9 protein-coding genes and 1 other RNA gene are annotated in these 17,927 nt (G+C 57.0%); all 10 read right to left on the bottom strand.

Translation table 11 applies throughout. The features are described 5' to 3' along the window. Positions 1-4: 4 nt before the first annotated feature. A complete protein-coding gene (locus ACW9JE_RS01145) occupies positions 5-5,500 on the bottom strand; it encodes an ATP-binding protein (protein WP_457431569.1) in 5,496 nt (1,831 codons plus the stop codon). Further along, on the bottom strand, positions 5,500-7,038 hold the full coding sequence (locus ACW9JE_RS01140; protein ID WP_457431568.1) for a hypothetical protein: 1,539 nt from the start codon (positions 7,036-7,038) through the stop codon (positions 5,500-5,502). Before ACW9JE_RS01140 ends, ACW9JE_RS01145 begins: the two co-directional genes overlap by 1 nt. Beyond that, entirely contained in the window at positions 7,025-9,181 is a 2,157-nt protein-coding gene (locus ACW9JE_RS01135; protein ID WP_457431567.1) for a hypothetical protein, read from the bottom strand. Before ACW9JE_RS01135 ends, ACW9JE_RS01140 begins: the two co-directional genes overlap by 14 nt. A 19-nt stretch (positions 9,182-9,200) precedes the next feature. After that, positions 9,201-10,661, bottom strand: coding sequence for a DNA cytosine methyltransferase (locus ACW9JE_RS01130; protein ID WP_457431586.1), 1,461 nt, complete (start codon positions 10,659-10,661; stop codon positions 9,201-9,203). A 415-nt stretch (positions 10,662-11,076) separates the two neighbouring features. After that, positions 11,077-11,474: a transfer-messenger RNA gene (ssrA, locus tag ACW9JE_RS01125) on the bottom strand. A 96-nt stretch (positions 11,475-11,570) separates the two neighbouring features. Continuing rightward, positions 11,571-11,846 (bottom strand): hypothetical protein, encoded by a 276-nt coding sequence (locus ACW9JE_RS01120; RefSeq protein ID WP_224536062.1) that lies wholly within the window; start codon positions 11,844-11,846, stop codon positions 11,571-11,573. A 256-nt stretch (positions 11,847-12,102) separates the two neighbouring features. Continuing rightward, complete coding sequence (locus tag ACW9JE_RS01115; RefSeq protein WP_457431566.1) at positions 12,103-14,913, bottom strand: FAD-binding and (Fe-S)-binding domain-containing protein; 2,811 nt, start codon at positions 14,911-14,913, stop codon at positions 12,103-12,105. Beyond that, complete coding sequence (locus ACW9JE_RS01110; RefSeq protein WP_457431565.1) at positions 14,910-15,581, bottom strand: LutC/YkgG family protein; 672 nt, start codon at positions 15,579-15,581, stop codon at positions 14,910-14,912. The genes ACW9JE_RS01115 and ACW9JE_RS01110 overlap by 4 nt, the downstream gene beginning before the upstream one ends. After that, on the bottom strand, positions 15,581-17,035 hold the full coding sequence (locus ACW9JE_RS01105; RefSeq protein ID WP_457431564.1) for a LutB/LldF family L-lactate oxidation iron-sulfur protein: 1,455 nt from the start codon (positions 17,033-17,035) through the stop codon (positions 15,581-15,583). Before ACW9JE_RS01105 ends, ACW9JE_RS01110 begins: the two co-directional genes overlap by 1 nt. Beyond that, entirely contained in the window at positions 17,032-17,856 is an 825-nt protein-coding gene (locus ACW9JE_RS01100) for a (Fe-S)-binding protein (protein ID WP_457431563.1), read from the bottom strand. Before ACW9JE_RS01100 ends, ACW9JE_RS01105 begins: the two co-directional genes overlap by 4 nt. Between the last annotated feature and the right edge of the window lie 71 nt (positions 17,857-17,927).

Below are 17,927 nucleotides of genomic sequence, written 5' to 3'. Positions count from 1 at the left end.
TATGTTATGTTTTCTTTACAAGCTCGTAGAACGGAAGGCCTCGTATGACGTCACCTGCTACATCGAATGATTTGTAGAGACAGTGATGGTTGGGTAGCGTCTTCACTCGATCAGACAGTTCAGCTATGTCGGAAGTGAACCCCAGAGCGCTCAGCTCGGTTGGCGTCACATTGGGTACCTTATGTATAAACCAGGTAAGTAACGGTTCTCTATAATCAGTCGCGCCGGACTTGAAATGCCTGAGGTATTGCGACGCGAGGATGACACCGGTGCCGAACTCTCGGCCCTGTAATAAAAGCTTTCGCAGCACATCAAACTCATAGCGCATGATGTTATCGGCCTCGTCCACGAGGAGGTATGAATCTACCACCCTTAGTTGAGGATCCGTACCGGTGAAGGGGCGTTTCTGAGTTTTGAGCATATTTTCGTAGAACATATTCAGCATAATGGCAACGAGCATGTTCTTGCTCCTATCGTCTTGTCCCATCGAATCTAGGGATATCACCACTATGCCGTCGAGAAACTCGTCAAAAGGTACCGTTTTGTTAGGCACGCGGGTGAAGACCTCCATGTCCACCAGATCGTCGATGATTGCCATCGGGGAGTCTGACTTTCCAGCTAATAGTTCGCGGTATTCTGCGTGGATATCGTAGATTGTTGGTTCGCGTCCCTGCGCATTGGTGGTCTCGTAGGCGTTTCGGACCGCTCCCTTGAGCTTGTCTCGCTGGACTGGTCCAATGCCTGAGTACACCTTGTCGAGTACGTCAGCGAAGAATCGGAACCTGTCCAGCCAGGGGGCTGAGGACTCGCCCATGGATGTGGTATCGAAAAGGTTTAATGGCAGTTGGTTAGGTTTTACCACACGAGCACCAGTAGCTTCTATGAAGTCAGGGGTACTGTAGTCGCGCTTGTAGTCAAATATCAGGAATCGCGGCTTTATTCCTCGGTTCTCATGGCTCGCTCTTGTCACCTGCAGGATAAGTGATTTCAGGAACTGAGTTTTACCAGTACCTAAATCGCCAACTACTCCTATGTTCAGCTGATTGAGCCTGGTGTCCGAAATGTTCAGGACCAATGGGCGGGGCATGAACCCATCGACCGTGCTTCCTAGGGAAAGTAAAATCCCGCTATCTATTTTGTCGCCTTGCCCATTTGGTTCGGCAATCGCATAAGAGGACAGAGGAGGCTTGGAACTCGCCTCTGGATACGGGCTGGACGACTCTATCGGGGAGGGGAGCTTTTTTTCCGGGATTGTGACGGCTTTGCCAGGCACCGCAGTGATTATTTCGACATCTGGCTTGATACTGTGGGTACCGGTAACTTCCCGGCTGGGAATTAACTCCCAGTCGCGGACTTGGGCACGAACCGAGTCATAGAATGCTTGGGCGTCGCCGGAAACGATGCGTCCTGCATCTTGGTTCGATATTACGATGGTCTCTGACCACCCATCGCCATCCTTGTCGTGCGAGCCGCTATTGGATGAACCGTCCACTACGATCAGGCGGCCTCTGGAGTCAATGCTGATTGCAGGGACCGGGCTGAGGATCGCGGCAGCAATGCGCTCATGGTAGTTAGCCCAGAGACCTGCTTTGCCGGCCAGAACATGATGTTGGCTATAGACGCGTAAGCCAAAGCCAACCATGGAAAGCAGTAGGTGCTGAAAGGCAAGGCGCCAAATTGGGGATTTGCCTGCCCGCTCCTCGATAGAGTTAAAAAGGGTGGAGAGTGCTTTGGCCTGACCGAGAGCGTCGGTCGCGTCGTTTGCCCCGAAGACGCCGCCTTGCCTGTACTTCACCTCGATAGGTGTGAGGTGCAAGCGTATTTTGCTATCGCTGGCGTGGATGCCGACTACAAGTAAATCGGGACGTGACAGTGAGGTATCTTTTCGGTCCTTCCCTAGCGAACGAGCTAAGTCGGCCATATAGCCACGGAATGGGTCGATAGGGATGATGATCGCGAGGGATGCGTCGTCTGCCGAACCGGTGAGTACCGGAAGTAGACTATTCAGGTTGCCCTCGAGGCGAAATTGGTCCTGTAGGAGACGCACTGCCAAGAACAGTCCCAGATCACCAGTGGCTCCCGTATCATCCCCAGAGAGACCCCGCACAGTTGGGATGCCCCTTCGTGCGACCTCTAGGAGAATTTGCTCGACTTGTTCCCCTGGGAGCTCTTTGCAGCCGGGCAGTGGTAATAGGACTCTCCGCAGGGCTTCGCGGTCTGCTTCCTTGACTTGTGACAATAGGTAATAGCCGCTCGTATCGCCGGCTCGATGCGAATATGCGGGAAGGTCGTAATCCCATAGGTATGCCCCGTCGATCCAGCCACCGAGGAAACAAGCAGGATCTATCGCGGAGGAGGAAACAGCGACGAATCCAGCCTGCTTTTCTACGAGCATATTGGATACTGCATGGACGTTCGGAGCAAACTGTAATCCGACTTTACGATCTAATCCGCCCTCCAGTGCAAGGATGCAGGCCGATACCTTGTCAGCGAACTCTTCCCCGGAAGGCGGCATTTGCAACCCCTGCCTGGATTCGCAAAGGAAGGCTCCGTGCAGCTGGCGCCGGACCCGGTGCCTGATCAATCCACCCATGGCTAGTGGGGAGCGCATTCCTACCTCGGTGGATTCCGGCTGCGCGGAGTCTAGCTGTGCAACAATTCCTAGGTCAGGCTTGGTCCCGAGAGGTTGCTTGTTGAACCACCGGACACTATTGCTTGTGTCCTCGGATAAGTTCGCGATCGTGGCTTGGTCAGGTTGGGAGCTATCCGGTCGTATGTCGAACACCTCCAGCACCCTCGGTCCAATCCCCTGACCCTGATTTCCTTTTTCGCCATCGCCGAAACGCCTAGTGCACCAGCTTGTAAGCCCTTCGTTACATGCGTCGGTCGTACCGCCGGCGCTGGACACTACCAGGCTAAGGACGGGCTTGGCTGCAAGTAGGTCAGAAACATCTTCGAGCGCTCGCGCGACTTGCGCAGGGCTAAAACCGCTCGCGATCCCACCGATGGTAAGACCAAATGAACCGTCGAAGGGTGGCCGAAGAGACCTATCGGCGAGTTGCCCAAGCTGCGAGCCATTCCAGAGTACGGACCAGTAATCGGAGTTGCATTCCACTGATAGGAAATCGACCATGGAAACTCCCCCTGGTGCCTGAATCGACATCGTCAGGAGATCGGGGATGCAATCTGGATCGAGGATGCTGGCTGCAGGACACGGGCGTGTGTCGTCGCCTGACACTTCCCCATACAGAACCTGTTGTGCCAGGCAGTGCCAGGCGAGCCGCAAGGGATGCAAGGGGGATAGGATGATGGCATCGGGGATCCTCGCAAGCGTGTGGCCGTCGGCTCCTAGGGAGCAAACCGCGATGGCATCAACCCAACACGCGGTTTCCCTATCGGATGCCAGCCAGTCCATGTATGCCTTAAGGTATATCTCTACCTGCTGTCGGAACGAGGGATCGCACTTAAGCCATTCCCCCAGCCGAGCCGACTCTATAAGGCCTGACTGTTCGTCAGTACTTCTGATGCACCGTGCGATTTCTACCCTGGCTTCGATAAAGCCTTGTGGCGGCTGGAACATCTGGAGCCCGGGACGGGGGTCATGCAAGAACCTACCTTGCGACAGGATTGGGCCATTTTGCAAATCCCAATCGGGCGGTGCCCAGCGCGTAACAAAGTCGTCAGCAATCACAAGGGGACGAAACGATTTTTCTACGTTTTGCTCGTCTAGGATCCAGGACTGTAAGCTCGAAGATCGGGCATGGCGATCAAGCTGAACTACTGCCTTTGCATCGAATTTTTCCAGATGCTTCCGGTTCAACTTGATAAGTCGCTCGAACTCGCTACGACAGCCTTCCTCCTTCGTTTCCTCGCAGGATACATACACCCGGCAGGTCTCTGGCTTCCTGCCCGACGGCGTGAATGTTATGTCGAGCTGATACTTGCCATCAGCTTCTATTTCTACCTGATAGCTTCCGTCCTTGAGCTCCTCGAGCTTGAGGGGGGCCCGGCTTTCTTCAAACTCCGTTGCATCGTCGGGCACTCCCTCTGCCCTGCTGATGCTCGTTCCCGGTGAGGCGTGTAGTCTCAATTCATAGCGCCCAGAGCCGGGCAGCGACATCGAGGTTTCCCACTCCGTTACCGCAGTTGTCTTGCGCGGCTTCTTTGGGGGCGACAACTTTGTCGCAAGACGGCTAGACACTAGTATTCCAGGCGTCCAGCTATTGAGCGAAATTACCCTTGTCGTTGCGGTCTTATGTCCAGCTGCGGTGACCTTGTAGGATATTGGCGTCTTATGCGCAGGTGGAAATGAGTCCTCATGTGCGGCTTGATTTTCTACATCGATCAGGGTCGGTACCTTGCCAAAGGATCCCCCCGTCAGCGAAACCGTTACAGCTCGCCGCTCCTCCCCCGCTGAGATGGTCAGTTCGACCTCGTTTACTACCACCGCAGGCATACCTTTACCAGCTGGGATGATGGAGTTGCTGCACTGGATGGAGAGGTCGCCTGCTGTCTCTTCTTGCTCTTCAAGAATGAGGTCGGACCATAGTTCCGCCGTCAATATTGTCCACCATGAAGGCGGGGGCTCGATCCGGAGGGTGTCTTCTGGCAGGTAGAAGGCCTCCGTGGCACGCTCAAAGGCGGTAGGTACCTCGCAATTTGCTTGCAAGTGAGCAAGGAGTCCGCGAAGGGCTCGTCCTGTTTCGTCCGCGGTTCCTTGAAGCAGGCGTTCGATGCCTGTTTTGAAACCATCGGCAAGCTCGTATGCAACTCTCTCCAGAATGCCGAGTTGCGCCTTGGGTGAGATGCCGCCGTCTTGCATTGGTGGGATACCACAAGCCAGTGCGAGTGCAGTTCCCGGCGGTAGTCCTGTCGAATTAGCACCTATCGAGTAGATGCGTGATAGCAGGCGCCAAGCTGCGTTGCGGATGCCTTCGTTAGTGTCTACGTCATCTAAGGACGAAGCAGACTTCTGGACTAGCTGTCTAGCATCGTCAAGCTCCTGAATCCCAGCGTTCTGCAGGCCACTGGTAACTACTCGCTGGACGAAGCCGTCATCCCACCAGGTGTCAAAGGACGCGTGGCCCATGCTGGTGGTAGCGCTCATGCCGAACTCGTCGGTCGTTGACGAAACCGATTTGTTGTTGTGCTGCCCAGGGGGTACGAGCGCCACGAAACTAGGACAGTTAGGATCGTTGCGAATATGCAGCAGATGGCTCTCATCGCACTTGCCAGAGGCCCCAATTTCTGGGTTTTGGCCTTGGGCGAGACTGGAGGGGTACTGCAGCAGTACGGGCAGCGTGACAAAATTTCCATTCTCCCCATCGGGGACCTGTATCCCTCCATCCCGGGCCAACTCTTCGTAGACAATTTCGAGTATCTCGATGGGCGGCCCATGAAAAATCAGTCGCGACTCAAGATTAGTACCACTGCGTCCTTGGGTTGCATTCAGGACTTTCTCGCGGATAAGAGCCGCAAGTGATTGTGCGAGTCTATTCATTAGCTGTTGTTCCGGACGGCTAGGCTTGCGGGGAAAGGCGGTAGCAGCAGCATGCCGCTTTCGGCATCCGGGCTATCGAGCACGAGGCCGAGCATTCTGAGTTGGTAGCCCAAGTCGTTCTTGGCTATGTCATGCCTATCCACGGCCATGCCATAGGCCGCCAGATGCTGCCCTAACCGGTGGATAGATCGGGGCCCGCCCATACCTGCAAGAGCGCAGTGGACAAAGGCAAGAACGGCGACTGGTCCCAGGGACACGACCCACGGGCTGGAGGGGCTGTTACCTTTCTTCTTGAGTACATACCCCTGATCGTACCCCCTCAGCAAATGCACGGCTGCCTGACGTTGTCCCAGTACATGTCGCGCGAACTCGAACAGGTTTGAGCCGATGCCTTTCTTGCACAGCAATGCCCTGGACTCGCGTTCGCGTATGTCCAGGATGATATCCCTGGCCCCGAGCGCAATAAGAGAATCCTTGTGTTTGTGGATATGTTGGCAAAGATTGGCGATTCCCTCGCTGGAGGAAAGATCCCCTTCGTACGGGGCGCCCACCTGTTCGAGCGACCAGAGGAGCGCATTGGTACCAAGTCGCGCGGAGAGGTAGCTGGAAAATTTATCCTTGAGCCCTTGAAATGCTTTCCCCCCGTAAGTCATGTACTGGGACATCTCCGGAAACATCGCAAATCTAGCTTCACTTTCTTCTACAGGCCCGTCCCCTTTGGTCAGAGCTGCCCATAGGCACCCCCAGGTCCTGTAATGCACATCGCACAGCCAGGTCACATGCGACACAGTCGCCAGTCGAAGTACTGCTTCGAGAAGGCTGATCCATTGCCGGCGGGTCATGGCATCCTTTGCCTGTATGATCGCTTTTAGGTCTTTGGTGAACTGGCGCGCAGGTAGGAAAGAAATACAATCGAAATCGCCCATGGCAAGTGACGCCACTTCCCCCTCTGGGACCACTGCCATCTCCCAAGGTGCAGAGCTGCTTCCCCAGGCGACAGTTTCCTCATCCAGCCAGCGGGCAAAGATGTCGTCGTTTTCTCCTACGCTCAATGCCGAGAAAAGGTCCTTCCAAAGCGAAAGCGCCGACTCATCGTCCTTGGAGCCTAGCCAGATCATCCGTCTAACAAGTCCACCGGCATGCCAGGAGTTGCTAGTCAAACGGGCGGATCCTGAGAAAAGTGCTGTTCCAGGAACGAGCGGGGTGACTTGCAGGAAGCGCTTGGTCGACTGGTTCGGGAGCTTTGGGCTTTCCAGCACCCCATGGAGAACTGTGTTCCATGTCTCCACGTCAACGACCCCTCCGGTTGGTGTTGCGAGGGGTCTGTTGCGAAGCTTCTGGATTCGTTTGTCCAAATCGCGCCCCGATTGTGGGACGCTACTTTCCTTGGTAGATGGGAAACCGATGGTGCGGTAGAGCGAGGCAAGTAGCACCTCGGAGTTAGCGTATTCAGGTGCAGGGCTGATCGCTAGCGCCGATTCCTTGTATCTGGGGTGGGAAGTCCTCCAGGGGGCCTGCTTGAAATCAGCGAGGGTCATACTCTTTCTCCTTGCTCGCCACGAAGCCATTCCATGAATGGGCCACTACTACACCATCTGCGCCGATACGGATCTTGGCGCCATCGAGCGAGTCCTCGTCGCGGACGATTGGACCTGAAAGTCGCGCTTTCGTGGTATCCAGCAACGCCACGACCGTACGGGGCAGTGACGCTGGCGACAAGCCTCGCTCCAGTTCCTTCACTGCCTTGAACAAGTCATAGGTCAAGGCAATGGGCTGTGCCGAACTGCCGGTACCCACCTCGAGAAAACATATTGGCGATCGAGGTCGGTTCTTCAGTGTTGGAGGCAAGATTCTGACTTTTCGTGGTTCCACAACTAGGGTTGCCTGCCGCTGTCGAGGCGGTAGGGGTTGACCGAAGGTTGTCGTCAGCGAAACCTCGAAGTCCTTGCCATTGTTGAGAAGATCCTTCACCTGTCGCGCAATCTCGAAAAGATGTTGCCTTTTCTCGTCATCTTCAACGACCTGCTGGAAGGACTTGAGTATTGCGGCATCCGCTACGACAGCGGAGCGGGTACAGATACTGCGCCTTACTAACCTGCATGCGAAGTCACGCAGCATGCGCTGAATACGGCTCGCCGCCGTGGGCTTCTTGCGTCGGATTGCTGGCAACGAAAGCATGGTGTCGGCCGCGGAAAGTCGCTTGAGCAACTCAAGTTCAGTCGCAGAAAGCGCTTGGTATTTGCGGATGAATTCAATGCCGCCAGCAAGTGATCGGCTGAACCTGATATCCAGCTCCCCTAAAATGATCTTGCTACGACTGCTTACCGCGACCTCGTTTTCTGGACTTGCCAGGGCAGGGTCCAAAAAGTCCACGAGACTTTCGAGTAAGGGGGCGATCGTTGCAGGGAGGTAGGGAGCCTTGCGTTCCTGAAGGAAATGGTTAAGGCCATTTAGAGTGCGGTTTTCCTCACGTTCGTATTGCTTCTCTAAGCCCAACTCCTTGAGGTCTTGCTTCAACGAGGCTGCGCTATCCCTGTCCCAGCGATGGAAGAGGGCTTGCTGGTAGCTGGACGCGACGATGTGGAAGATTGCGGTGAGCGCCTGCCTGCTCGGCTTCTTGGCGCCCATTGTTTTTTGGTCGAGTTCAATGAGGTTAGCCGCCCACTCGCAAGGAGTGGATTGCTGCAGTTGCCGGGTTTGGCTGTGGTCAGCCGGGTGGTGTCCGGCCAGCAAGTAGGATACAAGCGAGAAGAGGTCTCGAAAGCTCCACCGCTTGCCGCTGGCGAGCTCGTACCAGCGCAGGATTTGTAGCAGGGCTGCCTGGTGTTCATCGCGTGATAGTAGTGCTTGGCTGGTGCAGAATGGACATCCGTCCCCCGCTGGACAAGTACCCTCGGAAGGCCAGCATTCCGGCGCTGTTGCTTGGCCGAGGAGAATTGCTCCAGGTGACGTGGGCTCGCTGTCTGGCTTTACGAGTAGTGACTCTGCGTCCATCGGCCAAACGGCTATCGATGGGAAACCCTCCAGAGGCCAGCACGACGGCGCGTTGTACACCAGGCTGACAGCTCTGGTTATTGCTTCGAGAAGGATTCGTGCTTGCTCGAGTCCATTTTCTAGGGCATAGATCAACGCATCGTCAAGTACTCCGCGGTTGACGCAGCACAAATAGGCTTGGGATCTAGATCCTTCAAGTACCCGGCCGAGCTCCTCGATTAGAAGGGCGGGAGCTGATTTTCCTTCGTGCCCGGCTGTAGCGGAGGCATCCTGAACAATGTCCAGATCTAGGTCACTGTCCCTTCTCGCAAGCTTGCCAGCATCTACCTTTACTAGTCGTGGGACGGCAATTCCAGCGGGTGGATGAAAAGCCTTCGATAGCTCTTCGATCAGGCGTTCATCACAACCGAGGCTCTCATCTAGCCATCGGATGGTGGACTCGATCGCTTCGGTTTTCCCGTTGCCCGGTCCTCCAACCAGCAGAACTACTCGAGGGACCTCGGCCTTGGCATCCGCGAGCATGTAGGCCCAGCTACGAAGGCGGGTCAGGAGGTTCGTTTGTAACAATCGCTTGTTTGGTTGGCCGCTATTCTTATCTAGTAGTCGCTTTACTCCGCCGGAGTGATGACCTGCCCAATCGACAAGCGCGGCGGGATAGCGCGCTCCTTCCTGTTTGGAGCTATCCATATTTCCTTGTCCTCTATGTTCAAGCGATAGCAATCATTTTTTCTTTTTGCTTTAGGCCTTCCCGCTGAACAGCTAGACCAACAGCTTCCTGCACAGTCGCCACTATGGCTATGCCTATAGCTCGTGCAAGATAAGGAGGAACCGCATTGCCAACCTGCGTATAGCGAGGGCACTCCTTGGTTCGTTGACTTCCTCCGGTCGTGAACTTGCCTCGGAATTGGAACCAATCAGGAAAGGTCTGCAGCCGTGCCGACTCGCGAACCGTGAGGATTCGGGGTTCACTGTAGTGGAGCACATCGTCGGGCAGCGTTGTTATGGTCGGGGCTGGTGCAGTTGCTTGCATTGGACAAATACGGTGTTTCTTAAGACCGTATTTTTCGCGCAACGCGGCATTCATGTGAACACCCTTGGCACACTCCTGGTCCGCGATGATTCGAGCGAATCTGTCTTTTACCTCTGGCCTATGTCTTGCGAGGCGAAGACTGTCCACTGCCTCATCGCATCCGTTGTGCATTAACGTTTGAAATTTTGTCCGGGGCCCTGCATAAACAATCTCAGAGAATCCAGGGGGCGAAAAGGGATCGGTGCATGGCTTTTTATCAACCCCAACGGTCTCCAGATCTGAAATGGCATCCTTAGCCGTGACCACGTCCTGAAGGTCAAACTCCTGTAGCTGACTGAGTCTTGCCTCCTCGAGCATTTCGAAAGCTCTGCTAACGCCACCTTCTAGATGGCAGGCTAGATCCTTTCGAATCCCAATGACTATCAAGCGGGATCGTTTCTGGGGAACCCCAAAACGTGATGAATCAACGATGCGGCCGAGGACGTCATAACCAATCTCATCGAGTTTCTGCGCCAGTTTTTCATAGTAGGATTGAGGCTTAACCAGAATACCGAGTTGCTTCCATGTCTTCGTGGCGTGCGCAACCTTCATGCCTGGTACATTCTCGAGAACAAGGGCCGAAGGGCACAAGATCTCGACCATCTCTACATACTTCTCGAACAACTGGTTACGAGGGTCGGACTCTTGGCGTTTTCCCGAGAAGCTAAAACCTTGGCAAGGGGGGCCACCCGCGAGAATCTGTACCGAACCCTTGAGTTTGGAAAGCTTCAGGGGATGCTCTTTCAGGAGTTCATCGATAGGCCAAGCTTTCTTTTCTAGCCAGGATGGCCAGGAAAATTGTCCAACCGGTACTTTCCTTGCTTCAAGTAAATTCGCAGAAAGAGTTGAAAAAGCCATGGCGTCGCGTTCGACAGCAAAGATGCCTTTCAAACCCGCCAGTGATAGTCCAAGAGATAGACCGCCACATCCTGCAAAGAGGTCTGCGAAGGCCAGGGGAGTACTCAAATTTGGTAAAGGGGGAAAATCGAGTTTCTTCGTCATGAACTCCGGCCCGGATTCTTTTGCTTTCAAGGGAAGGAGGGTTTCGCATGGCTCCCGGTCAACGGTTGCGGAGGCTGTAGCACTGGGGATTCCCATCTCCTTCAAGACCTCTCTCCATGCCCTTAAGGCTGAGTTTTACATTGAAAAACCATCCCGAGGTCCCTGCTACAAGGCATAAGATCCAGAGCTAACGTACTAACCGGGGAGCGAGATTGGCGGATTGCACACATATGGCGTTGGATTTGAGGAATGATAGACCTGCCTCCGAAGAGCCGTATCCTACCAGTTTCCTCTTTGCAGAGCATATCTGGCACAAGGCGGAATGCCTGATTTTTGTCGGCTCAATTGCAGTGGCGCGACGCTATCATTTGGTGGGTTTCGCAGATCCATGATTGAGGGCGTCGTAAGCGCTCGATGATTAGTCGTGCGGTTCGGTAATCGCTAAAGTCCCCGGCTTTACTGGATGTCAGGCACAAAAAAAGACGTCCGTGGACGTCTTTTTTTGATCATTTGGTGGAGCCGGGGGGATTTGAACCCCCGTCCGCCAGTACTCCGCTGTCGGTACTACATGCGTAGCCGTGTCTATTAAGTTAACCCTCAGCGACCCGACGGGCAGGGTGCTTTGGGCGAGTTGTGTAAGTTTTAGCCGCTTCGTCCACAACGTACTGCACGGCGATTCTGTTCTATATGACAATCATTTCGGGTTTACAGACATCCCCTGATGATTGCTGGACCCGAAGGTACCAGAAGCTCGGGGTCTAAGGCTGCTTACGCAGCGATAGCGAATTCCCGGCCGTAGTTTTCGTCATTGGCAACTATAAGTAGTTGCAACAGTGGATTTACGAGTTCTGTTACCAACTCGGCATGCACCTAAAGTTTCGCGACCGGCGTCGAATCCTAAACGGCCCCGAACTCATTGCTCGTGAATCAAATGAGCAACAAGCCTGCGTAGTCTACGGCAATGTCGCCCGGAAGGCCAACCCGAAGGTTGGCCTGGCACGAATGTCAGTTCCGGGTAGGGTTGCGAATCTGCATCTTGGTGATCATGCCGGAGGTGATTTCCACGCAATCCTTGTCGTTGCCGGCCGCCTGAGAGGCTTTGGATTTGGCCAGTGCGTCCTTGACGTTATTCAGGGAGCTTTCAGGAATGGACGGTGCGCTGTCCACGAAGTCGCTTATCTGTTGAATGTTCGCCGCACACAGATCTTTGTCGGCCGCAAACGCGGGTGATGCCAGCAGTGCCGCAGTGATAAACAATCCAGCAATTGCAGAGTGCTTCATGGGTATCTCCTTGCGCATGAGGGCTCGGTGCTGCCGGTAATGCGGGGCCGCTGGCCGAGGCGGTTATAAGCCCTTTCGCGGGCTTAGCTAAATGACTATAGCTGTCGGTAGGAATTCGGTTTTTTTTTGCATTATTGCGGGGCCTGTAGGAGCGAGCATGCTCGCGATGTAGGACGGGGCACCACGGGGTGTCAGGCTGCCAGCGTTATCGTTGGCGACCATCGCGAGCATGCTCGCTCCTACAGGGTTTGCGTTTTCAGGGCGTGCGGGGTTGGGTGACGCGGTCTACGAGGTAGACCAGGCTGTGGTAGTCGATCCCGCCATGCTGGCTGAGGCCGATTTCGCAGGTGCGGCTGGTGGAGATGCCTTCTTCGCAGTACTGCACCGCGTTTTTCAGGGTTCGCAGCGAATGCGCGTTGAGCTCCGGTGTGGTGAAGCCTTTGTCGCCGGCAAACCCGCAGCAGTGAATGCCTTCGGGGATGACCACGTTGTTGCTGCACTTGCGCGCCAGGTCTATCAGCGCCTGGCTCTCGCCCAGGTGCTGGGTGCTGCAGGTGACGTGCACCGCGATGGGCGTGTCCTGCGGCGTGAAGTCCAGCCGATCCATCAGATGGGTGCGGATGAAACGCACCGGGTCGTAGAGATCGAGACGCACATCGCCCAGGTCCTGAGTCAGTCGCAGTGTGCAGGGGCTGGTATCGCAATAGATCGGGTCGAGCCCGCCGCGACTGGCATGAAGCAGGGCGCCGATCAGCTCCTGACGCTTGTGCTCGGCCTGCTGGGCGTAGCCCTTGGAGGCGAACGGCTGACCGCAGCACAGGCTGTCCAGATTCTCCGGGAACACGACCTGATAGCCGGCTTTTTCCAGCAGGCTGCGGGTCTTGTCGTGCAGCGACATTTGCTCCTTGTCGCCAGCCGCCGGTCCCATGGCCCGTGAAACGCACGCAGCCAGGTACACCACTCGCGGACGCTCGTCTGTCACTGCAGGACTGAAACGGATCGCCCGTTCCGGCTGCGGCATGGCGTTGGTCCATTGGGGGATTTGCCCTTTGGACAGGCGAGTCACTGTTGCAGAAAGTCGGGTGAGTCGTGGCGCTCCCAGCAGCATCCGCGCGCCGTTGGCGACATGAAGGGTGAAGCGTGCGCCTTGCAGGGCGGTGGCGAAATTTCCTTCAAGCCAGTTAGCCGCTTTCCTATGACTGGCGTGCTGGCCGCGCAGCTTTTTCACCAGGTCGCCGGTATTGATGCCTACCGGGCAGCGCTGTGCACAGAGCCCGGTCGCGGCGCAGGTGTCGATGCCCTGGTATTCGTAAGCCGCTTCGAGTTCGCGGGTGTCGATCCCGGCACGTTTCCTGGCCTGAATATCCCGCCAGATCACGATGCGCTGACGCGGGCTCAGGGTCAGGCCTTTCGACGGGCAGACCGGTTCGCAGAAGCCGCACTCGATGCACTTATCCACAATCTCGTCGGCCGCCGGCAAAGGCTTGAGATGTTTGAGGTGAATCTGCGGGTCTTCGCTGAGCACCACATCCGGATTGAGAATGCCGTTGGGGTCGAGCAGGCGCTTGAGCTGCCACATCAACTGGTAGGCATCGCTGCCCCATTCCAGTTCGACGAAGGGCGCCATGTTGCGCCCGGTGCCGTGTTCGGCCTTGAGCGAACCGCCAAATTCCACAGCGACCAGTTGTGCCACGTCGTCCATGAACGCCTGGTAGCGTGCGACTTCTTCCGGGCTGTTGAAGCCTTGGGTGAAGACGAAGTGCAGATTGCCTTCCAGGGCGTGTCCGAAAAGGATCGCTTCGTCGTAGTGATGTTTGTCGAACAACTCGATCAGGCGATTCACGCCGATGGCCAGTTGTTCCACCGGAAAAGTCACGTCCTCGATGATCACCGTGGTGCCGGTCTTGCGCACCGCGCCGACGGCGGGGAAGGTGTCCTTGCGGATCGCCCAGAGGCGGGCGTTTTCCAGCGGGTCTTCGGTGAAGTCGACCTGCTTCTCCACCGGAAACGACGCCAGGGACGCCATGATCTGCGCCAGTTGTTCCTGCAGCAAAGTGGATGATGCGGCGCGGGATTCGATGAGCAGGGCGCAGGCATTGTTCGACAGGTGCTGTACGAAAGCGGGCATGCCAGGTTTGTTCTGCACCGAGCGCAGGCTGCGGCGGTCGAGCAGTTCCACGGCCGAGACCGGTTGGCTTTTCAGCACCGTGACCGCGTTGCAGCAGGTCTCCACGTTCGGGAAGACGATCAGCGCCGAGGCCTTGTTCGGATGATCGATCACCGTGTCGTAGGTCACTGCGCTGATAAAGCCCAGGGTGCCTTCGGATCCCACCAGCAGGTGGCTCAAGATATCCACAGGCTCGTCGTAATCCACCAGGGCGTTGAGTGACAGGCCGGTGGTATTTTTCAGACGGTACTTGTGGCGGATTCTTGCGGCCAGATCGGTGTTGGCGCGGGTCTCGCGTCCCAGGGTTGCCAGGCGCTCCAGCAGCTCGCCATGGCTTTGTCGGAACGCGGCGACGCTGGCGGCGTCTTCGGTGTCCAGGCGACTGCCATCGGCCAGCACCAGACGGATGCCGGCCAGGGTGTGATAGGTATTTTGCGCGGTGCCGCAGCACATGCCGCTGGCATTGTTGGCGACGATGCCGCCGATCTTGCAGGCGTTGATCGACGCCGGGTCCGGACCGATCTTGCGTCCGAACGGCGCGAGCCAGGCGTTGGCCTGAGCGCCGATCACGCCCGGTTGCAGGCGGATTTGCGTGCCCTGGCCGCGGATCTCGCGACCGTTCCAGTTATCCCCAAGGACGATCAGCACCGAATCGCTGATGGCCTGGCCGGACAGGCTGGTGCCGGCGGCGCGGAAGGTCACCGGGACCTGATCGCGCTGCGCCAGTTTCAGCAGCGCCACCACTTCATCTTCGGACTCGACGCGCACAACTAACTGCGGAATCAGGCGATAGAAGCTGGCGTCGGTGCCGAAGGCCAGGGTCGACAACGGGTCGTCGAATCGACGCTCCCGGGGAATCAGTTGCTGCGCATCGCGCAGGAAAGCGGCCGGTAGACTCATTGGTCCTCCAGAATCAACACCACCAGATCTTTCGGGCCGTGGGCGCCGTAGGCCAACACTTGTTCGATGTCGGCGGTCTTCGACGGGCCGGACACCAGCAACGCGTTGGTCGGCATGCCCTGGGGCCATTCGAATTCCTGCTGCACCTGATAGAAGTTATCGCGGATTTCGCTGGCCTTGAGCAGGGCGAAATGCACCGTCGGCGCCAGGCTCATCAGGCGCGGTTCTTCCCGCGTCGGCCAGATAATGAGGCTACCGGTGGCGGCAATCGCGCCCAGAGTGCCAGTCAGGCTCGCCGGGGTGTCATTGAACAATTCGGCTTTCCACTCTTCCATCGGGCGGTTGTAGGCCTTGAGTGTAGGCAGGGTCGGATTGTTCGCCCAATGCTGTGAGATCTGTTGACCATGCGCTGTCGTCGGTGCGATCAACAGGCTTGGCAGCTGACGTTCCTGCAGCAGTTTGCCCAGCAACGCCGGCCACGTTTCAAGGGACGTCAGATGGATTTCCGTGTGCACCGCTTCCATCAATTTGCGCAGTTGCGGGATGCGTTGATCCGGCGCGTAGGTGTAAGGCGCGGTCACCAGATCAACATCGAAGTTGTCAGGCACCGGCGTGGTGCCTGTCAGACTTTTACGCAATTTGCCGAGGATATTTTGCTTGGCGCTCATCAACGATCTCCCTGTTTGGCCAGATGCTCGCGAGCCATGTCGTGCAGTGAACGAGCGGCGGGTTTTGGTGCGCTGTGGTTTTGCGTCCACGGGCCGACGTTGCTCGGCGTGAGTGCGCGCAGGCGCGTGGCAGCGAGCGCGAACAGGCGATACAGGGTCGGCGAACTGTTGAGGCGAGCCCAGGCGTTCCAGATGAACCGCTCTTTGCGCGAGTATTTGCTGCCTTGGCCGCGCATTACTTTTTGAGGACTTTCCGGTGCCTTGACGTTCTCTTCACGCAAGCGCCGCAGCAGCGAAGGGATCGGGATTTTCACCGGGCACACTTCACCGCAGGCCCCACACAACGAGGAAGCGCTCGGATGATCCGGAACCTTCGCCAGGCCGACCATGTGCGGGGTGATGATTTTTCCGATAGGGCCGGGGTAAACCTCCCCATAGGCGTGGCCGCCGATTCGGGTATAGACCGGGCAATGATTCATACAGGCGCCGCAGCGGATGCAGTTCAGGCTCTGGCGTAGTTCGCTGTCGGCAAAAGCCTGGCTGCGACCGTTGTCCAGGAGGACCAGATGCACTTCCTGCGGGCCGTCGAACTCGTGCTCCTTGCGCGGGCCGGAAATCATGTTGACGTAGGTGGTGATCGGAATGCCCAGGGCCGAACGGGTCAGCAGCGACAGCAGCGGCACCACGTCGCGCAGGTTCTCCACGACTTTTTCGATGCCGGTGACGGCGATGTGCACCGGCGGCACGGTGGTGGTCATGCGGCCGTTGCCTTCGTTTTCCACCAGCAGCAGGGTGCCGGTTTCGGCCACGGCGAAGTTGACGCCGGAAACGCCGATGTCCGCTTCGAAGAATTTCTGCCGCAGGACCCTGCGACCGATCTGAATGAGCTGGTCAACGTCCTTGGTGTATTCCACGCCAAGTTTGTCGTGGAACAAGGACGCGACCTGACCGGCATTCTTGTGGATCGCCGGCATGATTATGTGTGAAGGCTTCTCGTGGTCGAGCTGGACGATGTACTCGCCCATGTCCGATTCCAGACATTCAATGCCCTGTTCAGCGAGGACATGGTTCATCTCCATCTCTTCGCTGACCATCGATTTGCCCTTGATCACTTGCCGCCCCTCGTGAGCGCGGATGATCGAAAGGACGATGCCATTGGCCTCGTCCACCGTTTCCGCCCAGTGCACTTTCACACCGTTGCGGGTCAGGTTCTGTTCAAGTTGCTCGAGCAGGTCGGGCAGCTTGGATAAAGCTCGGGCGCGGACCGCATTGCCCAGCGCGCGTAGATGTTCGCGTTCATGGGCATCGCCAAAAGCGGTTGCCCGTTTGGTCATCAGTGAATCCATCGCCTTGCGAAAGTTGTTTCGCAATTGCGCATCACCCAGCGCGCCATGTGCGCGGGTGCGGAAGTCTTCTTCTACGGCGACCGTAGGAATAATCGCGGAAGCGTTCATTGCGCGCCTCCGGTTCGTTGCCAGAGGAAGCTGGCCAGGTGTTGGCCGCGCAATGCTTCCTTCTGTTTCTCCAGCGAGCCGTTGATGTTCATCAGGCAGCCGCAGTCGGCACTCAGGACCTTGTGCGCGCCGGATTCCTTCAGCGATCGAGTCTTGTCGGCCACCATCGCTCCGGAAATGTCTGGCATACGGACGCTAAAAGTCCCACCGAAGCCACAGCATTCGCTTTCGTGGTCATGGTTGACCCGTTCCACGTTGCTCAGTTGCGACAACAGCTCGCGACCGTGCAGGTGGGTGTTCATTTCACGGCGTGCCGAGCACGAGGTGTGCAGCGCCACTTTTACCGGTTCGCCGCTGTCCTTGAGCTGCACCTTGCAGACAAACAGCAGAAACTCGGCGAGTTCATAAGTTCTGGCCGCCAGGGCCTGAACCTGCTTCAACGTCTCCGGCTCGTCCTTGAACAGGTCGGCATAATGCTCGCGCAACATGCCGGCGCAAGAACCCGACGGAACCACCACCGGATAATCCCCGGCGAACAGCGCCAGTTGCGAGCGCGCCACGGTCCGCGCCTGATCGGTGTAACCCGAGGTGTAGGCCGGTTGTCCGCAGCAGCTTTGCCCTTGCGGGTATTCGACACGGATGCCTTCGCGCTCCAGCAGGTGGATCGCGTCCATGCCGGCTTCGGGGTAGAACAGATCCACTACGCAGGTCCCGAACAGGTACACCCGTTGCGGTTTCTCGCTGGGGTATTGCCGAGGCTCGGGCAGTGGCGGGGCGACGCGGGTCACATTCGGCACCGCGTTGTAAAAAAGCTCGCTCATCAGGCGTGTCTCCGGGTGGTCCCGGTTGTCCGTCCGTTGAGGCTGCTGAATATAGAGATGCACGCTTTCAG

Source organism: Pseudomonas sp. SDO55104_S430, assembly GCF_054070595.1.
This window is presented reverse-complemented; position numbering and strand designations above follow the sequence as displayed.